The sequence below is a fragment of the Bacteriovorax sp. HI3 genome, assembly GCF_059738875.1.
Genome location: NZ_AP026946.1, coordinates 1,856,459 through 1,873,018 on the forward strand (window position 1 = coordinate 1,856,459; position 16,560 = coordinate 1,873,018).

Here is a 16,560-nt window from a genome sequence, read left to right on the forward strand (position 1 = left end):
GTAACTATCTTTGGCTGTGCTTGGCCACTGTATCGATAAGCTCATTAACGTCCATCGGCTTTCTAATCTTAGTGACATTGGCAGGCATATTGACCAGGTCTTCTTTTGGATTTCCTTTGGCCGTTGTTATAATAATGGGAAGTTTCGCCAGGTCATTGGCGTGATTGCTTAAAAGATATTCCATCACTTGAAGTCCAGTCATAACGGGCATCATAAGATCGAGAATCACACAATCTGGAAGAGAATCTTTCGGACAAGCGATAAGGTAGTCTAGTCCAACGCGACCATTTTCGGCCGTTTTAGTGATATACCCTTCATCGGTTAAGATTTCAGCAACTAGCTCGCGGATGTCCATGTCGTCTTCAATAATCAGCACTGTCTTTTTATCGGTCGTCATTTCGATTGATCCTCTGGACTAATATCTTTGGGTGAACTCTACCTTGGTGAGGGTTAAATCACAATGAATTTTATAGGATTACGCATTCTGCCACTTTGATAATTCGGCCTTTAATACCTTTAAATGATACTCCTGCTGCTCATTTGTATACTGGTGTTCAATACGAAATGGGCATAAGCGACGCGCAAGGTAGAATTCTTTCTCCTGCAAGCAGGGCCTTGGACATGGAGTGCAAGGTGAATCCCATGGGGCCAGGGTTGTTTCAGTCATTGCTAGTGAAGTGAGAAAAACTCCACGAAAACCAAACCAAGGTCCAAATAGAAAAGAGAGATCGGGCCCAAAAGGTGATGGATGAGAAAGATTAAAATGCCTTCCGATTTGTTGAAGCGGGAGAATTCTTTGATTATCAGGGTAGAGCACTTCGTGATCTAAATTAAAAAGTTGAGAAAGCTCTCGCATCGTTTGCAGAGTGTACTCGTCAATGGGGTGCTCTCCTTTTTTTTGCGGCAGTTTTTCCCAGAGAGTTTTTCCTCCGCTGCCGATGAGAACAAGGGTCTTTTCTTTTTCTTCGCTGGATAACAAAGAATGCAGACAGGAGATATTGCCGGCCTTTGCCGTTAAACAAATATTGAATCCTTTTTCTTTTAAATAGTCTTTTAGTTTATTTTGCATACCTGATGACTTAATTTTTTCTAGGCCTAACTAAAGCTTGTCCTTATATTTGTTCTCTAAGCACTAACATTGATTGGATTTGAATCTTAGTTAGTAAAGCTTATTTATGGAAACATGATATTTGTCATGTCGAGAAAGTTCAATGCTTCTTCGAACAGATGTTAAACAAAGCAGGGGAACATCTTATGAAGAGCTACCAGCACTTCAAATTTAGCACAAAAATTCTTTTAATCGTAGGGATCTCATGTCTGATTTGTTCAGGGACTTCCATTGGAATGGCCTTGTATTTTGCCCATGTGGATCTAAAGAAAGGAATTGAAGAAAAAGCAGCGACCATTCACTCGCGACTTGAAGCCGCTACTGAGTTTGTGGCCCTGCAAGGCGGTTTAAAACCGATTGTTGAGCGCATGAAGGGCAAGTACAAGTCGGATTCTGAAATGAGCGATAATGACAAATTAGAAGTCTTAAAACAGGTTCCTATTTTTGCGGCCATGAAAATTGGGGCCAAGGATGCTGAAGCGGAAGGGTATTCGTTTAGAGTCTTTTCGGATGAGCCAAGAAAAAAAGAAAATATGGCCACTGATTTTGAGCTTTCTATTTTTAAAAAATTCCAGGAAAACAAAGAGCTTCAAAAATATGTTCACGATGACGGTGAGTCGATAACTGTTTATAAACCAGTCAGGCTTTCAGAGTCTCAAGGATGTATGACTTGTCATGGCGCCCCTGCGACCAGCCCATGGGGGAATGGAAAAGATATTCTCGGTTATAAAATGGAGAATTGGAGCGATGGTAAGCTCCATGGTGTCTTTGCCATTAAAACCGATATTAATAAAATTGCAGCTCTTCGCGAAGTCGATAAAAATAACCTTAAAACGATCTTATTTGGACTCATTCCGATTGTGGTCGCGATTGCTCTGGCCTTTACGTTAATTAAAGGACCTTTGGACAATTTAAAAAAAGTGGCTGAAGTTCTCTCTGGAGTAAGCTCTAATGTGGCCAGCACTTCTCAACAGATGAAGTCAAACTCAACGGATTTATCTCAGTCCAATGTTGAGCAGACGGCATCCCTGCAGCAGACAGCTGCTTCGCTGGAAGAAGTAGGCGCGATGATTAAGAAAACTTCAGATTATGCCGGGTCAACGTCAAAAGCTTCGTCTGTTTCAAGAGAGAAGGCGCAAAAGGGAAGTGACATCGTAGAGAAGATGATTCACTCAATGGAAGAGATTAATCACTCAAATGAAAACATCAGGAGTGAAATTGATCACTCTAACCAGGAATTCTCAGAAATTGTAAAACTCATCCACGATATTGGAAATAAAACAAAAGTGATTAACGATATTGTTTTCCAGACAAAACTGCTTTCATTCAACGCCTCTGTCGAAGCGGCGCGAGCGGGAGAAAATGGAAAAGGTTTTGCGGTGGTGGCCGAAGAAGTTGGGAACCTTGCCCGAGTCAGCGGAGAGGCCGCGACTGAAATCAGCGGCATGCTTGATAACAGTATCCAGACTGTTGAGCGCATTGTTCATGATACAAAAATTAAAGTTGATAAGCTTCTGACGGAAGGAAAGACAAAAGTGGAGTACGGAAGTTCTGTGGCCCGCGACTGTGGAGAGATTTTAGAAGAGATCGTCTCTAACGTAAAAGTGACTTCTGATATGGCCCTGGAAATTTCTAATGCCAGCGTTGAGCAGTCTCAAGGGATTAGTGAAATCACAAAAGCAATGGGACAGCTGGACGTTGTCACTCAGGATAACTCGCATACTTCACAAGAGCTCTCTAACGTTGCTGATAACTTAAACAACGATGCCATTGAGTTAGAAAAAGTGGTCTCTGACCTGCTTAAAACAGTAAATGGGGCCGCTTAATTATTGTGGAAGAAAGAAGCGCTCAGAAAGTTCAGTGAGTCCTAATTCGCCTAGGATGTCACTTAAACGCTGGGCCGCTTTTTTCTTATTGGTATCTGGATTGAATTTAGCAATGATGAGTTCATTTTTCATTGAATGCTCCCAACCTACAAGTTCAGTCACAGTCACTTGATAACCGTGGGCCTCAAGTTGCAGGCAGCGAAGAACGTTGGTCAGCTGGCTTCCAAACTCTCTGGTATGCAACGGGTGTCTCCAGATTTCACTCAAAGATGTTTTTGTCTGTGCTTTATTTTTGCGAAGAATAGAAGCGACTTCGGCCTGGCAGCAAGGAACAAGCACCAGGTACTGGCTTTTTTTCTGAAGGGCAAATTTAATCGCATCGTCTGTCGCTGTATTGCAAGCGTGCAGGGCCGTGACCATGTCAATTTGTTCCGGCAGTGATGAATCATTCATCGAAGCTTCGACAGATAGATTGAGAAACTTCATGCGCGGAAATTCGCAGTCGCGGGCAAGTTCAATGGATTTTTTTACCAGCTCATCGCGGGTTTCAATCCCGTAAATAGTCCCTTGTCCCTGACTCTTAAAAAACAAATCGTAAATGATAAAACCCAGGTATGATTTTCCCGCACCGTGATCAACCAGCGTATAGTCGTCCTTTTTTTCTGCCAATTCTTTTAGCATCGGCTCGATAAAATTAAACAAGTGATACACCTGCTTGAGTTTTCTTCGGCTGTCCTGGTTAAGCTTGCCGTCTCTCGTGAGAATATGCAGCTCTTGGAGCAGTTTTACGGATTGGTTGGGTCTTAATTCAGTCATGGGGGGAGATTAGAGAAAAAGGGGGAAATTGTATAGATGGGAGAGGGGAAAAGCGCCGCCCAGTGAATTTTTTTCACTGGGCCTTAAGGGTTAGTGCCCTAATTTTTGCGATTTTAGTTCGAAGGGAGGTAAAATAACTTCTTCTTGGGCAGATAATTTAGCTTGCTCACAGTCCTTAGCGTGGGCCATTGGCATAATTACTAGCGCACTGATAATGGCAATTAGAAGGGCCACTCCAGCGAGGAAGACTTTCTCTTTATCGAGGTTGATCGCTTTCGCTTTTACTAAAGGATTTTTCATAGAAAATTCTCCTTTTTTCCTTTGTTCTACAACCTTAGTATCGTCCCTTTATAAGCTGCGTGATATTCGATAAAATCAATCTCTTCATTCAGAAAATCAATAGATATAAAGTAAAAAATTTGAGAATACTTGGTTTCAAATTAATAACTTCATGTTTTAATCAGGATATGAGCACTAATGACCCCAAATTCTTCCCGATTGAAAGAGGCGAATATGTTGTCGCTCCCGGACTACGCTCGTTAGGCCATGACTTTGGCAACGGAGATTTCGACCAGAAGGTCTTTCTCATTTCGTCTAAATTTAAAGAATACCGCCAAAATAAATTAGAGTGTCGTGCTGAGAGGCTTTCAAAGTATTTTTGCATGAAAGACTTAAGTGCTGAGCGCGTGAATGTGCTGGCGCGATTTTTAATCGAAGAATTAGTCAAAGAATACCCACAGTATTTTATTTTTAGAGAGCAAGTCCTGGAGTGCGTGCACACAGGTGATCGCTTGATCGTCGATAACAATTTTGATTTTGTAAGCTTTCACTCGGAGAACCCAATCTCTCCTCCGGTTGAGCACATTCTCGATGCGCTTTCATTACAAGTGGAAGAAGACATCGCTATGGTTTGCCGAAGTGTAGAGGGTGATGTGGTAAAAGATCATCTCGGTCTACTGCATTTATGCAGCCCAAGCCATTGGTCAGCAGAAGATAAAATCGGGATGAACTTTTTTGATATTCACGTGCCGATTCCCGGCATTGATAAAATCAACCGCGTGGCCGACAAGCTGGTTGAGACCATGATCAATAAAGGGCCTTACGTGCGCTTTATCTGGAGTTTCGTGACTGATCAGAGACTCAATCACCACCCGACACCTCCACCAGGAATTGACCCAGTGGCGTGGAAGGGAAGAAGCTTTAACGAAGACGCCGCTATTCCTTTTTACTTCAGGATTGAAAGACAAGTCATGTGGGGGTTTCCTCATGTCGATGCTTCCCTTTTTACTATTGGCGTGACTTTTATGTCGGGGCTGGAAGTAAAAAATAATCCCTATCAAAGGGATCAACTTATCTCTGCGCTTAAATCAATGTCGCCGGAAAGCCGTGTTTATAAAGGCGTGGCGGGGTGTTTTGATCAATTGATTTCTTGGCTAGAGGCCTAAAAGACTAGTCAGAAACGCACTTTTTTCCCAGCGAAAGCGAAAAATTTTGAGAGCGATAAAATGGATTTATGAAAAATTCATTTTATCCAGGACTCTTCGCGGGCCTTTTTCTTTTGTTCACTCAAATCGCTCAGGCGCAAAGTTTTAGGGACTACTCACACCTTGATCCCGATCGACTTGTTCCTAAAAATTTATTAAAAGAGGCCGTGGCCTATTTTGATTCTCATCTCGAGCAGATAAAAAATCAGCGCTTGATGGGGGTGATTGATTTCAAACAACACAATTCAAAAGAGCGCTTTTATATCATTGATATGGAATCAGGGAGAGTGGAAACTTATCTGACAGCTCACGGAAAAAATTCTGACCCTGATTATGATGGGTACGCGACAAAATTTTCCAACACTCCTGACTCATTAATGAGCTCCCTTGGTTTTTACCTGACGGCCGAAACCTATAATGGTCAAAATGGTTATTCGCTTAGGCTCGATGGCCTTTCAAGCACCAATTCCAATGCCCGCGCTCGCGCCATCGTTATTCATGGAGCAGATTACGTGAAACCAGGAAAGAAAATCGGCAGAAGTTATGGCTGCCCGGCACTGGAGATGCGTTATCACCAGGACCTGATTGACCGCTTAAAAGGCGGAGCTCTTCTTTATGCAGGTCTCGGGGCAACATCGCTTTTTTGAGGTTTTTTAAGCGCCAGTAAATTCCCGAAGAAGCAAAGTAGAATCCCAATAAAAAGTTGGGGAGTAAAGACGATGTTTTCAAACACTGAAGAAATAAGCATCGCAATCACCGGAGAAATAATACTGGTATAGGCCGCGCGGTCTGCTCCAATCGTTCCCACCAATGTCTGGTAGGCCCAGAAGGCCACGACTGTCCCAAAAAGACTCAGGTAAGAGAGAGATAGAAGAAATGATGGAGTGCTCGGGAAGTGAAAACTCTCACCCTGGATAAGCCCGATAATTAAACTAAAACAGGCACCATACAACATTCCCCAGGCATTAAAGGTCATAACCGGAACTTTGAGTTGATGGTTTTTATAAGCAAACATATTTCCAATAGAGGCAAACAGCGTTGCGACGATTCCAATCACAATCCCGAAGATCGTGACTTTATCGGCGCTAAAATTCGCAATCTCTCTCCAGAACAAAAAGATGATTCCAAAAAATCCCATAATAGCGCCATAGATGACGTTTTTATAAATCTCTTTTTTATAGATGAGTTTCATCCCCAGCATATTGAAGTAGATCAGCACGGTAAAAGTTAAGGCCACGAGACCCGAGTTGATGTATTGCTCAGAAACATAAGTCAGGATGTAGTTTAAACAGAAGTTAAAAAGGCCCTGAAGCATAAAAAATTTGTGATTGGCCAGCGGGTATTTGAGACTCTTTTTGATAAAAAAGATGTTGATGGCAAACATCATCAAGGCCGCCAAAACGTAGCGAAAAAAAACGCCAGCAATAGGGCCGGTGCTGTCAATTTGGAATTTAATGACAAACCAGGTTGTTCCCCAGATTAGAGAGCAAACGGAGAATAAAAGTATGTTTCGAGAGTTCATTTTAAAAGCTTTCTCTGCTAGGATTGAAGAACAACTTCATTTTAACTAACGGGTGATTTATGTCATTAGTTTTATCTCTTTTTATCGCACTTATTTCTGGAAATGCTTTTGCTGATGTGGCCAACCCCCTTCGTTTTCCTTCAAACGGAATTAAGTCGCTAAGTGTATCGGTTCCAAAAGGTAAAATTGTACTGGTTTCATCGAAGACACAAAAAGATATCAGTGTGCATGTGGCGGAACAAAACGCTAAAGAAAACAGCAAATGCATCAAGACTATTGGTCTGGAAAATACTCAACTCAACGTCAAGATCACGAGCGAGAATATTATCTTTGAAAAAGCTGACTGCAATTATGATGTGACAGTGACAGTTCCCGTCTCTCAAAGTTTTGATATGAATATTTCTTCAGGCACAGCTGCAGTTACTGTTAAAGACATTAATGGAGTTCTCGACGTTAAAACCGCAACAGGGAGCGTGAGCGTTCTTGGGGATGTTTTAAAAAATATCTCGGCGAAAACAGCAACCGGGGCCATGTCATTTGCTTATAAAACTTGCTCAGGAAGGGCCGACCTGGATTTTATGAGTGCCACTGGCAAGACCACTCTGTCATTGCCATCAAGTTGCAAGATCCGCGTTGATTTTAAGAGTGCCACAGGAAAATTATTTAATGCGATCGGAGAAACCGAAGAATATCAAGTATTCATTAATGGTAAAAGTGCCAGTGGCGACCTTTCTATTGTTAAAATTTAGGCCTGTCTAAACGCGGTCTTATTTCCCAAGGAAGAAAAGTCAGGTTAGAATCTTGGTATGAAAAATTTCTTTACTGTTGATGTTAATCAAAAAATCCTAAGAACAAGTGCCATTTATGGCCTGCTATGGGGTTTGATTGTAACGCTATTCCCTCAAGGATTTTTGCGCCTTTTTGGAGTTGAGCTCTTTTCAGGTGTTGAATTCTGGCAACTCCTGGGAATGGGGGCTGCAGTCATGGGGATAGGTTACTATATCGCCAGCTTTGATTCGGATAGATATTGGCCGATAGTTATGGTCGGGTTACTTTCATCACTCTTGTGCACTTTTGTTTTTGCTAAGGCCTTGATCACTCACAATCTTCCGGCCTCGTTTTCTTTATTTATGTTGCTCAGTCATGCCATCTGGCTGCTTCCTTTTTACTATATTTTACTTTGCGCTTACGACAGTGAGATTGCGGAAGACAGTGAGCCCAAGAAGTTTAGTGACCTGATTAAGTATGTGCGCACTTCCCAAAATGTTTCTCTCTTAGAATTATCGCGCAATCAAAACGTCCTTTTGGTGTTTGTCCGCCATTTCGGGTGCACTTTTTGTCGTGAAACTGTAGCGGAGATGTCTAAAATTGAATCGGTCGTCAAAGGCCACAATCTGACTCTTGTTTTTGTGCATATGAGTGATCTGGAGTCTGGTAACGAATTCTTCTCTCACTACTACGACCATCCGGTTCATCACGTTTCTGACCCCGCTCGTGTTTTATACAGAAGTTTAAATCTAAAGCGCGGGAGCCTTTACCAGCTTTTTGGACCAATGACGTGGATTCGCTATGTTTATGCCGGAATTTTCAAAGGACATGGCGTTGGACGTCTCGAGGGTGATGGCATGCAATTGGGCGGTATTTTTGTTCTTTCTCAAGGCCAGATTCTCTTTGAAGAAAAGGCCAAATCTGCCACTCATATGTTCCATTTGGACACTCTTCCAAAATTTTAGGCCGCCATGCTATGATGGAAGGATGTTTTTTGGTTCACAAAAAACATTAATCCAGGGAGTTTGGTAGATGTGCGGTTTTATCGTAATCGAAGGAGAGTTCGATTCTTCTCAGTCTTCTAGCGTCTTAGGTCCTTTTAAAAATCTTTACAATAAACTCACTCACCGCGGTCCTGATGATCACAAAGTTGTGGCCTTTAAAAAAGGTGTCATCGGTTTTCATCGCCTGGCCATTATGGATCTCTCACCACTTGGTGCGCAGCCTTTTTCTACCTCATCGGGAAATATGCTGGTGTGTAATGGCGAAATCTATAATTACCCTGAGCTTAAAACAAAATGCACAAATCATAATTTTATCTCTCACTCAGATTGTGAAGTCCTGCTTCCCCTTTATGAAATGTGGGGAATGGAAAAAATGGTGCAGTCCCTTGATGCTGAGTACGCTTTAGTTATCTGGGATGAAAAAAAAGGAAAACTGCTTGCCGCCCGCGATCCAATGGGGATCAGACCACTTTTTTACGGAAAAACTAAAGAAGGAAAAATCGCTTTTGCTTCCGAAGTTAAGGCGTTGGTAGATGTGTGTTCTGAAGTCACTCCTTTTCCTCCTGGGCATTATTATGACGGCGAAAAATTAATTTCATACCTGGATCTTTCAAAGGCCGAAAGTTACCACAAGCTTTCAACTCCAGATGTTTTAAAAGGCATCAACTCGCGCTTGCGCGAAGGAGTTAAAAAGAGGCTACAATCAGATGCTGAAATCGGATTTCTTTTAAGTGGAGGTCTGGATTCAAGTCTGGTGTGTGCGATTGCCCAGGAGATGAGTAGAAAACCGATCCGCACATTTTCTATCGGCATGACTGACGATGCGATTGATTCGAAATACGCCCAAGATGTGGCCGATTATATCGGCGCTCATCACACCAATGTCACGATGACTGTGGCCGATGTTTTAGGCGCATTAAGAAATGTTATTTATCACCTTGAGACCTGGGACATCACAACTGTCAGGGCCTCAATTGGAATGTATTTGGTGTGCAAACACATCGGAGAAAAAACCAATATCAAAGTTCTCCTAAGTGGAGAGGTGAGCGACGAGCTTTTTGGGTACAAGTACACCGACTTTGCCCCAAGTCCGGAAGAGTTCCAGAAGGAAGCCGCAAAAAGAATCCACGAGCTTTATATTTACGATGTTCTTCGCGCTGACCGCTGTATTTCTGCCCATTCACTTGAGGCCCGCGTGCCTTTTTCAGATAAAGACTTCGTTCAATTTGTTATGGGGATTGACCCAAAATTAAAAATGAACACGACGGGAATGGGAAAGTTTCTTTTAAGAGAGGCCTTCAAAGCGGGTGATGGAGAAAAGAAACTTCTTCCAGATCACATTCTCTGGCGAGACAAAGCAGCCTTTTCAGATGCTGTCGGACACAGTATGGTGGACGAACTTAAGGCCTATGCCGAAAAACAATACACTGACGAAGACGTGAAAAACGCTTACAAAAAATATCCGTACAAAACACCATTTACTAAAGAATCGCTTTTATACCGCGAGATCTTTGAAGAGTTTTATCCCGGTCGCGCTCATTTGATCAAGGACTACTGGATGCCAAATCAGACCTGGGATAACTGCAAAGTGACGGACCCAAGTGCCCGCGTTCTTCCAAATTATGGGGCCAGCGGGAAATGAGTTTCTACGACATCGTTTTAGAGAATGAACACTTTGTTATTGTTGACAAAAAGGCCATGGTTTTAAGTGTTCCCGGCCGCATGGGCGAAGATGACGGGCGTCCGGTCCTGGGAAAAATCCTGGAGCATGATTTAAAAATTACCATTTATCCGGTTCACCGCCTGGACTTTGAAGTTCAGGGGCTCATTATGTACGCCAAAACTCCCGCCGCCCATAAAGCTGGCAACGCCTGGTTTGAAAAAAAAGAAGTTCATAAGACTTATGTGGCCCTGACAAAACCACTTCCCGATACCCGCGAGATTTTTAAAGTTGGCGAAAGCTACAACTGGAAGTGCAAACTTCTGCGCGGGAAAAAGCGCGCCTATGAAGCTCCTCATGGAAAGGAGAGTCTGACGACGGCCTTTTTAGCAGGCGTTGAAAATGGGGTTTTTCATTGGGAAATGAACCCAATCACCGGGCGCTCTCATCAACTTCGCTACGAACTTTTCCGCCACGGGCACCCGATCATCGGTGACGTTCTATACTCGTCTAGCGAAGAATTCTCTGAAAAAGGAATCGCTCTTCGCGCTTTTAAAATTGATTTTTCCAAAGCTCCTCGCGCGAGAGAATTTTTGCTTCCAGAAATTTTAGAGATTAAAAAATTTTAGATTGCCAGCGTGTTTCGAAAATCTTTATACTAAAAAAAATAACAAAAATTTTTTTACTATGAGGGTGAAAAAAATGGTCGGATCACGTTTGCAAACAATGTGCTTATCACTTCTATTACTGGCTTCTTTTGGAGCAAGTGCCGCTATCGACGGCAGAGCAATGAATGCTCAAGGGGCCAAGAGTGCCCAGATGGTTAACCTAAACCTGCAGTTTAAAGCAAAGAACAAAACGGTCAATTCTGACCTCACAATGCCTTTTTACCAGACAGCGGAACTAGAAAAGAAAGTCGGCGACAAGAACGTACTTGTCGAAATCAACCCACGCCGTGGGAAAAATGCCGATGAAATCGCACTTGAGATGAAATTCTATAAGGCGAGTGGTTCACGTGCGTTCTACAAAAAAGAAATCATCGCGAAAGTTAACCAAGACTCGCGCGTGTCTTTCCGTGGAATGTCGGTAAGAGTAAGACCAGTTCTTAACTAATCCATTACATTTTAGCGATTCATATAATCTATGAGCTGTTTCACAAAAGGGATCAGCTCGATAGAGATAAGCGCAATAATGATGAGCTCTAAAAGGTGGCTTCGTCTTGACGTAACGTTGTCCAAGAGAAGTTTACACAGCTCGGCCATGTTATCGAGCTTATTGTCGATTGAACTCTGCCAGTCGGAGAACCTGAACTTATTTGAGGCCATTCTAAAAACGGTCGAGTGATAAAGATCCCCGATAACCTTAAGGGAGTTTTCTACCGCCTCAACGATCTCGGCGATCTCAATATACCTTTGACCCGCTTCAAGTGCTAAGTCTGTATAGCGTGACGAGAAGATGCTCATCTCCTTAAGTTCTACTGCCGAGTAAAGACCCTTTAATTTTTTATCCAGAAGATCATCGTAGTAGCGCATTTCTAAAAGCTGGTTGAGGGCAAACTCAATGACGTCCGGGATGTCCATCGAGCCGCTTGGCTCAATGATAAAGGCCGAGTTCCAGTCGATGATGGCCAGGTCGTTTTTATAGTATTGCAGCTTTGAAGTGTAGATACGCTCTTTAATTTGCGGAGCGAGCTGGTCTTTTTCTTCATTGATAATAAGGGCCGCAATGTCTTCTTCTACAAGAATGCTCGAAGCGTCCTGGTAGTTATTAGCAAAACTTTCAATGTAGTAGAGGATGTAGTCTTCGTTGACTTCCCACTCATTGATTTTGGCCATGGAGTCTTTAATCTGCAGTGAGAGCTCGCGGGCCTTGCCTCTGGCGTAGACGTCGAGAAGGTCGTAGTTTTGAATGCGATCCGAGATCCCGCGCAATTGATCAATCGTCGTCCCTTCAGGAATCGGAAAATCAAAAGTTATAGAAAGGGCCCCGAACTCCCAGATTTTAGCGCTGACTTCCGGGTTAAAATTCATATCGTGATCAGTGTATGTGTAGTTTCCTAACGACACGCTCAAGGGGTCATTGGATACAATCACGGCCTGTTGGTTGATCTTTTTTAGTTTGAATTTGGAGCGGGCGGCATTTTCTTGCTGGAGGAGCTTCTCGGCCTTTTCCAGGTCAATTTCCTCTCCGATATCGTAAACGCGGTAAACTAAAATGCGGCCTTTTTTGATAGTGTTTTGACTCATAAAAGTATTCTAACATACCTAGATTATTTAGGAATCTTTTGAGTTTGTAGGAATAGTTTTTCCGTCCTCCCCATGCTATAAGAAGGGGGTATTACCCACTTAAGAATAAAACCAAAAGAGTCAGGAATGATTAACGAGAGAATTGCAGGGCTGGTTGCCGATTTTAAACGCTTTAGCGATTGGGAAGAGCGCTACAAGCATCTTATCGAGATTGGAAAGAAGATGCCTGCGATGGATGAAAGTAATAGAATCCCCGCAAATCTAGTGAAGGGTTGCCAGTCACAAGTTTGGCTGCACGCTGATTTAGTGGATGGAAAGATTTTTTTCCAGGCCGACAGCGATGCTTCTATCGTTAAAGGGATTGTCGCTCTTTTAGTGGGCGTTTACTCTGGCTCAACTCCAGATGAAATCTTGATGACGAAACCAACGTTCTTAGAAGATATTGGGCTTCGCGAGCATCTATCGATGTCGAGGGCCAATGGATTAAACTCAATGATGAAACAGATTTCTTTTTTTGCTATGGCCTACAAAGCTAAAATGCAAATGCAAAAATAACGAGAGAGATTATTTATGTTAAATATCAGCCGTCCAAGAAGAAACAGAAAAACCGATGCCATCAGAAGACTGGTGCGTGAAACTCACTTAGGGCCTGCGGATTTAATCGCACCGCTTTTTGTGAAAGAAGGCTCAAACCTTCGCGAAGAAATTAAAACGATGCCGGGAGTTCACCGCTTGTCAGTGGATGAGCTGGTTAAAGAATGCCGTGAACTTTATTCACTGGGTATTCCTTGTGTGTCTTTATTTCCAGCGATCGAAGATAAATTAAAAGATGCAAAGGCAAGTGAAGCCTACAATCCAAACGGCATTTATCAGCGCGCGATCAAGGAAGTTAAAAACGCTCTTCCTGATTTAATGGTTATGACTGACGTTGCTCTTGATCCTTATTCAAGCGATGGGCACGATGGTTTAGTAGACCCGAAAACAGGTGAGATCCTAAACGACCAGACACTTGAAGTTCTGGCAAAGATGGCCATTGTTCAGGCCAACTCTGGGGCCGACATTGTTGGACCTTCAGACATGATGGATGGACGCATTGGTTATATCAGAGACGCTTTGGATGAAGAAAATCATATCAATGTCACAATCATGTCGTATGCAGCTAAATACGCTTCAGCTTTTTACGGGCCATTTAGAGATGCCCTGGGATCAGCTCCAAAAAAAGGCGATAAAAAAACTTATCAAATGGACTACGCTAACGTCAGAGAAGCGCTTCGCGAAGCTTACCTGGACGAATCAGAAGGCGCAGACATCCTGATGGTAAAACCGGGACTGCCATACTTAGACGTGATTAAAACGCTAAGAGACAACACGACTCTGCCGATTGCTGCTTACAACGTAAGTGGAGAGTATGCGATGATTAAGGCCGCGGCCGCTCAGGGAATGATGGATGAAGAAAAGGCGATCCTTGAAATGCTTTGGTCATTTAAGAGAGCGGGAAGTGATATGATCCTGACTTATTTTGCTAAAGATGCAGCTAGATTATTGAACAAATAAAAAAGGGGAGCTAGCTCCCCTTTTTTTATAGACCTGGTACTTTGTTAATTCTCATGACTTTTTCGTAAGTGTTTAGGTGAGAGTTGGTTAAACGTCTCGACTCTAAACATTCTTTCTGCGGATTATAAACGAAGTCTTCCGCCCCTTGAACTAAGATCCCTTCAACTTTTCCATTTCTCTTATTAAAAACCGGTGATCCTGAGTTTCCACCATATGAGTCCAGGTTCGCTGTGAAGTAGTGTGAACGAAGGAAAAATGACCTGATTTTTGTTTCTCTTTCAATGTCATTCATGCGGCTTACCACTGCACCATCTGTCGCTTTCATTGGAAGACCCATCGGGTGACCGATAACGACTAGGGGAGTGTTTAATAAAACACGTCCGAATTTTCTCGTCTTAAGTGGAACATAACCTTCAACGTTGCGGTCTAATTCAATCACCGCGTAGTCGCTTACTTCTTTTTCATTATAAACGTATCTTTGCGTGTTGATTTTTTTACAAGAGTAAACTTGAGATGATTGTAACTCTGTTGTGTTGTCTTTAAATCCAAAGACCCACTTATTATCAGCACATTCTTTTTCGTTAAGCATACAGTGGCCGGCCGTCACTAGTGTTTTTGGACCGACTAAAAATCCTGAGCAGTTTCCAAGTGAAACTTGTTCAGAGAAGCGCTCATCTCCACAAATTTGCGGCATAGAGCTTTTTAAGGGAATGTTTGGGAAGAGAATCCTTTTTGGATTGTTTCTATCTTCAGTTAATCTTCTCTTTGGCACGCGAAGAGCGATTGACTGAGCTTTTTGGATGTATGAAGCATCAGAGTACTGATCGATTTCTACGCGGTCATCATTGCCGTAGATCAGGTCAGTTCCTGGAAGTGAAGCTTCGTCAAAAGCAAGTAGTGGTGATGAAATAGTCAGTACCAGAGATGTTATCCCTAGTGATCTTAAAAAAGATCTCCCCATAAAGGCCCCCCAAGGCTAGTAGCAGAATGTCCCCAGCACATAGATACGTCCCGAGATAGAGAGAGGCAATGGAGGTTGTAAAAGTTTCCCAATAAAAAAGGCCCGCTTGGAGGCGGGCCTTTTGTTAGGTATTTTCGATACTTAGGCAGTGATTAGAACCAGAAAGAAATGCTTGTCGCTAGTTTATAAGCGTCTCTGTTAGCGTTTCTTACGTCTTGAACGAACTTCAGTCCTTTAACACCGTTACTCTCAACAATTTTCTTCTCGTATAAACCACCAAATGTGATTTGAGCAGATTTTGTGATCTTGTACTTGATGGCAGATTCAATCTTGTAAGTCTTGATCTTGTTAGTCACGTTACTCTTATTTTTTTGAGCAGTTGTTGGAGTGTAGTTGTTTGTGAAAGTTCCATCAACTTCTGTAAAGTCAGCATATGTGTGCTGAAGATCTTTTACGTAAAGGCCTTCAACGTTTTCAACAAGAGACCATTTTTCGTTAAGGTAGTATTCCATTCCCACTTGAAGGAAGTACTCATTTTTAGCTTTTGTTGAATAAGATTCGTATGGAAGTTTTGAAGAGAATCCGTATAGAGCATCAACCCAGATTTCCATAACGCTGCTTTCGTAGTTTGCACCAACGTCTACCGCGTAGTTTGCTTTGTTGTGGTATTTATTTTTGTAGTAGAACTGACCGAACGTTAATTTAAGAGAGTCAGTGGCAAAAAGTTCAAGCTTGTTAGCAAGACCCAGCTGTTTGCTTGTGTTGAAAGCTGTGACTTCTTCTGTTCTGTATCCAGTGATTGTCTTCTTTCCACCTGAAGCAGTTGAAGAAACGTACTGAAGTTTGTTGTCTTGGTTTGAATAAAGCTCAGTGCTATCACCCCAAAGAGTGAATTGGTTGATGAAGCCCAGAGAGCGTCCACCATAAGAAGCAGCAAGGAAAGCTTTACGGCTTACTTTTCTGTAGTTGTTGTCTGATTGAATAACTGTTCCGCCATCCTGGTATGAGTTTTCAACTGCACCCCAGTGAAGGTTTTGGAAGCGAACAACACCTTTACCAAGCGATAGTCTTACGTTTGGAATCCCTTTGTAAGTCGCGTAGGCTTCTTCAAAGATGTTATTTTCTTTGTCGAGTTTTCCATCAAGGTCTAGCTTGATAGCAGCAGACATATCGTCTTGTTCGGCGAAGATTTTTAGATCCAGAACTCCAATACCAATAACTGAAGCTCCTCTAGAACCTGCAACTTTCTCGAAGTTTAATGCATCCAGAGCGATAAAGCCGCGTACGGAAGCGTCGAATGAATGTGCCTTGAGTGGCATTAGACAACATGGCGCTAGGATAAGCGTGAAAAGAAGCTTTTTCATAATCCCCCCGGATCAATAAATTAGATGGGGGGATCTATATCATCTATTGCTTTCTTTTTCTATACATCTTTCGACTTCGTCAAAATATGCATGGTACTCACCTTTAACCGGGCAAGAGTCTGAAGCTACGTAACGTTTTGGAGACCCTTCCGTGGTTTGGTGTGAACATGACACCAGTACTGAAGCAAGTGTAAGAATTAGGCCCATTGTGATGACAGATTTCTTCATATCATCCTCCTTTTGATTA

General features: G+C 42.6%; 19 protein-coding genes. 10 read left to right on the forward strand and 9 right to left on the reverse strand.

Going from position 1 to position 16,560, the window contains the following annotated elements; all coding sequences use genetic code 11:
- Window positions 1-4 precede the first annotated feature (4 nt).
- Entirely contained in the window at window positions 5-397 is a 393-nt protein-coding gene (locus AC6JA8_RS09225) for a response regulator (protein WP_102243538.1), read from the reverse strand.
- Window positions 398-475: 78 nt separating this feature from the next.
- Window positions 476-1,069 carry a hypothetical protein gene (locus tag AC6JA8_RS09230; RefSeq protein WP_497976801.1) on the reverse strand — a complete coding sequence of 198 codons (594 nt, stop codon included), beginning with the start codon at window positions 1,067-1,069 and terminating at the stop codon, window positions 476-478.
- 185 nt (window positions 1,070-1,254) lie between these two features.
- Between AC6JA8_RS09230 and AC6JA8_RS09235 the strand changes: the two genes are divergently transcribed.
- Window positions 1,255-2,934, forward strand: a complete 1,680-nt coding sequence (locus AC6JA8_RS09235; RefSeq protein ID WP_497976802.1) for a methyl-accepting chemotaxis protein — start codon at window positions 1,255-1,257, stop codon at window positions 2,932-2,934.
- Here AC6JA8_RS09235 and AC6JA8_RS09240 read toward each other — a convergent pair whose 3' ends face one another.
- Entirely contained in the window at window positions 2,935-3,750 is an 816-nt protein-coding gene (locus tag AC6JA8_RS09240) for a class I SAM-dependent methyltransferase (protein WP_497976803.1), read from the reverse strand.
- Between the two features lie 90 nt (window positions 3,751-3,840).
- Entirely contained in the window at window positions 3,841-4,050 is a 210-nt protein-coding gene (locus AC6JA8_RS09245) for a hypothetical protein (protein WP_497976804.1), read from the reverse strand.
- 167 nt (window positions 4,051-4,217) lie between these two features.
- Here AC6JA8_RS09245 and AC6JA8_RS09250 point away from each other — a divergent pair, with 167 nt between their 5' ends.
- Both AC6JA8_RS09250 and AC6JA8_RS09255 read left to right on the forward strand, forming a co-directional pair.
- Window positions 4,218-5,195 (forward strand): heme-dependent oxidative N-demethylase subunit alpha family protein, encoded by a 978-nt coding sequence (locus AC6JA8_RS09250; protein WP_497976805.1) that lies wholly within the window; start codon window positions 4,218-4,220, stop codon window positions 5,193-5,195.
- A 68-nt stretch (window positions 5,196-5,263) separates the two neighbouring features.
- Window positions 5,264-5,881, forward strand: a complete 618-nt coding sequence (locus AC6JA8_RS09255) for a murein L,D-transpeptidase catalytic domain family protein (protein ID WP_497976806.1) — start codon at window positions 5,264-5,266, stop codon at window positions 5,879-5,881.
- Here AC6JA8_RS09255 and AC6JA8_RS09260 read toward each other — a convergent pair.
- Window positions 5,848-6,756 carry a DMT family transporter gene (locus AC6JA8_RS09260; protein WP_497976807.1) on the reverse strand — a complete coding sequence of 303 codons (909 nt, stop codon included), beginning with the start codon at window positions 6,754-6,756 and terminating at the stop codon, window positions 5,848-5,850. The genes AC6JA8_RS09255 and AC6JA8_RS09260 overlap by 34 nt on opposite strands.
- Window positions 6,757-6,815: 59 nt before the next feature.
- Here AC6JA8_RS09260 and AC6JA8_RS09265 point away from each other — a divergent pair, with 59 nt between their 5' ends.
- The 5 genes from AC6JA8_RS09265 to AC6JA8_RS09285 all read left to right on the forward strand — a co-directional run bounded on the left by AC6JA8_RS09265 (window position 6,816) and on the right by AC6JA8_RS09285 (window position 11,301).
- The gene (locus AC6JA8_RS09265; protein WP_497976808.1) at window positions 6,816-7,505 is read left to right on the forward strand and encodes a DUF4097 family beta strand repeat-containing protein; all 690 of its coding nucleotides are present in this window, start codon (window positions 6,816-6,818) and stop codon (window positions 7,503-7,505) included.
- Window positions 7,506-7,562: 57 nt separating this feature from the next.
- Window positions 7,563-8,489, forward strand: a complete 927-nt coding sequence (locus AC6JA8_RS09270; protein WP_497976809.1) for a SelL-related redox protein — start codon at window positions 7,563-7,565, stop codon at window positions 8,487-8,489.
- A 67-nt stretch (window positions 8,490-8,556) separates the two neighbouring features.
- Window positions 8,557-10,170: an asparagine synthase B gene (asnB, locus tag AC6JA8_RS09275; RefSeq protein WP_497976810.1), complete on the forward strand. Its 1,614-nt coding sequence runs from the start codon at window positions 8,557-8,559 to the stop codon at window positions 10,168-10,170.
- Complete coding sequence (locus AC6JA8_RS09280; protein ID WP_497976811.1) at window positions 10,167-10,817, forward strand: RluA family pseudouridine synthase; 651 nt, start codon at window positions 10,167-10,169, stop codon at window positions 10,815-10,817. The genes asnB and AC6JA8_RS09280 overlap by 4 nt, the downstream gene beginning before the upstream one ends.
- Before the next feature lie 73 nt (window positions 10,818-10,890).
- On the forward strand, window positions 10,891-11,301 hold the full coding sequence (locus tag AC6JA8_RS09285) for a hypothetical protein (protein WP_497976812.1): 411 nt from the start codon (window positions 10,891-10,893) through the stop codon (window positions 11,299-11,301).
- An 11-nt stretch (window positions 11,302-11,312) separates the two neighbouring features.
- Here AC6JA8_RS09285 and AC6JA8_RS09290 read toward each other — a convergent pair whose 3' ends face one another.
- Window positions 11,313-12,434: a hypothetical protein gene (locus AC6JA8_RS09290; RefSeq protein WP_497976813.1), complete on the reverse strand. Its 1,122-nt coding sequence runs from the start codon at window positions 12,432-12,434 to the stop codon at window positions 11,313-11,315.
- Between the two features lie 126 nt (window positions 12,435-12,560).
- On the opposite strand from AC6JA8_RS09290, the gene AC6JA8_RS09295 reads away from it, so the two are divergent.
- Complete coding sequence (locus AC6JA8_RS09295; RefSeq protein WP_497976814.1) at window positions 12,561-12,989, forward strand: SufE family protein; 429 nt, start codon at window positions 12,561-12,563, stop codon at window positions 12,987-12,989.
- Window positions 12,990-13,004: 15 nt separating this feature from the next.
- Complete coding sequence (gene hemB, locus AC6JA8_RS09300) at window positions 13,005-13,988, forward strand: porphobilinogen synthase (protein ID WP_497976815.1); 984 nt, start codon at window positions 13,005-13,007, stop codon at window positions 13,986-13,988.
- A 25-nt stretch (window positions 13,989-14,013) separates the two neighbouring features.
- Here hemB and AC6JA8_RS09305 read toward each other — a convergent pair whose 3' ends face one another.
- The 3 genes from AC6JA8_RS09305 to AC6JA8_RS09315 all read right to left on the reverse strand — a co-directional run bounded on the left by AC6JA8_RS09305 (window position 14,014) and on the right by AC6JA8_RS09315 (window position 16,541).
- On the reverse strand, window positions 14,014-14,949 hold the full coding sequence (locus AC6JA8_RS09305) for a trypsin-like serine peptidase (protein ID WP_497976816.1): 936 nt from the start codon (window positions 14,947-14,949) through the stop codon (window positions 14,014-14,016).
- 152 nt (window positions 14,950-15,101) lie between these two features.
- A complete protein-coding gene (locus AC6JA8_RS09310; protein ID WP_497976817.1) occupies window positions 15,102-16,313 on the reverse strand; it encodes a hypothetical protein in 1,212 nt (403 codons plus the stop codon).
- A gap of 39 nt (window positions 16,314-16,352) precedes the next feature.
- Complete coding sequence (locus AC6JA8_RS09315) at window positions 16,353-16,541, reverse strand: hypothetical protein (RefSeq protein WP_102243555.1); 189 nt, start codon at window positions 16,539-16,541, stop codon at window positions 16,353-16,355.
- Window positions 16,542-16,560: the final 19 nt, after the last annotated feature.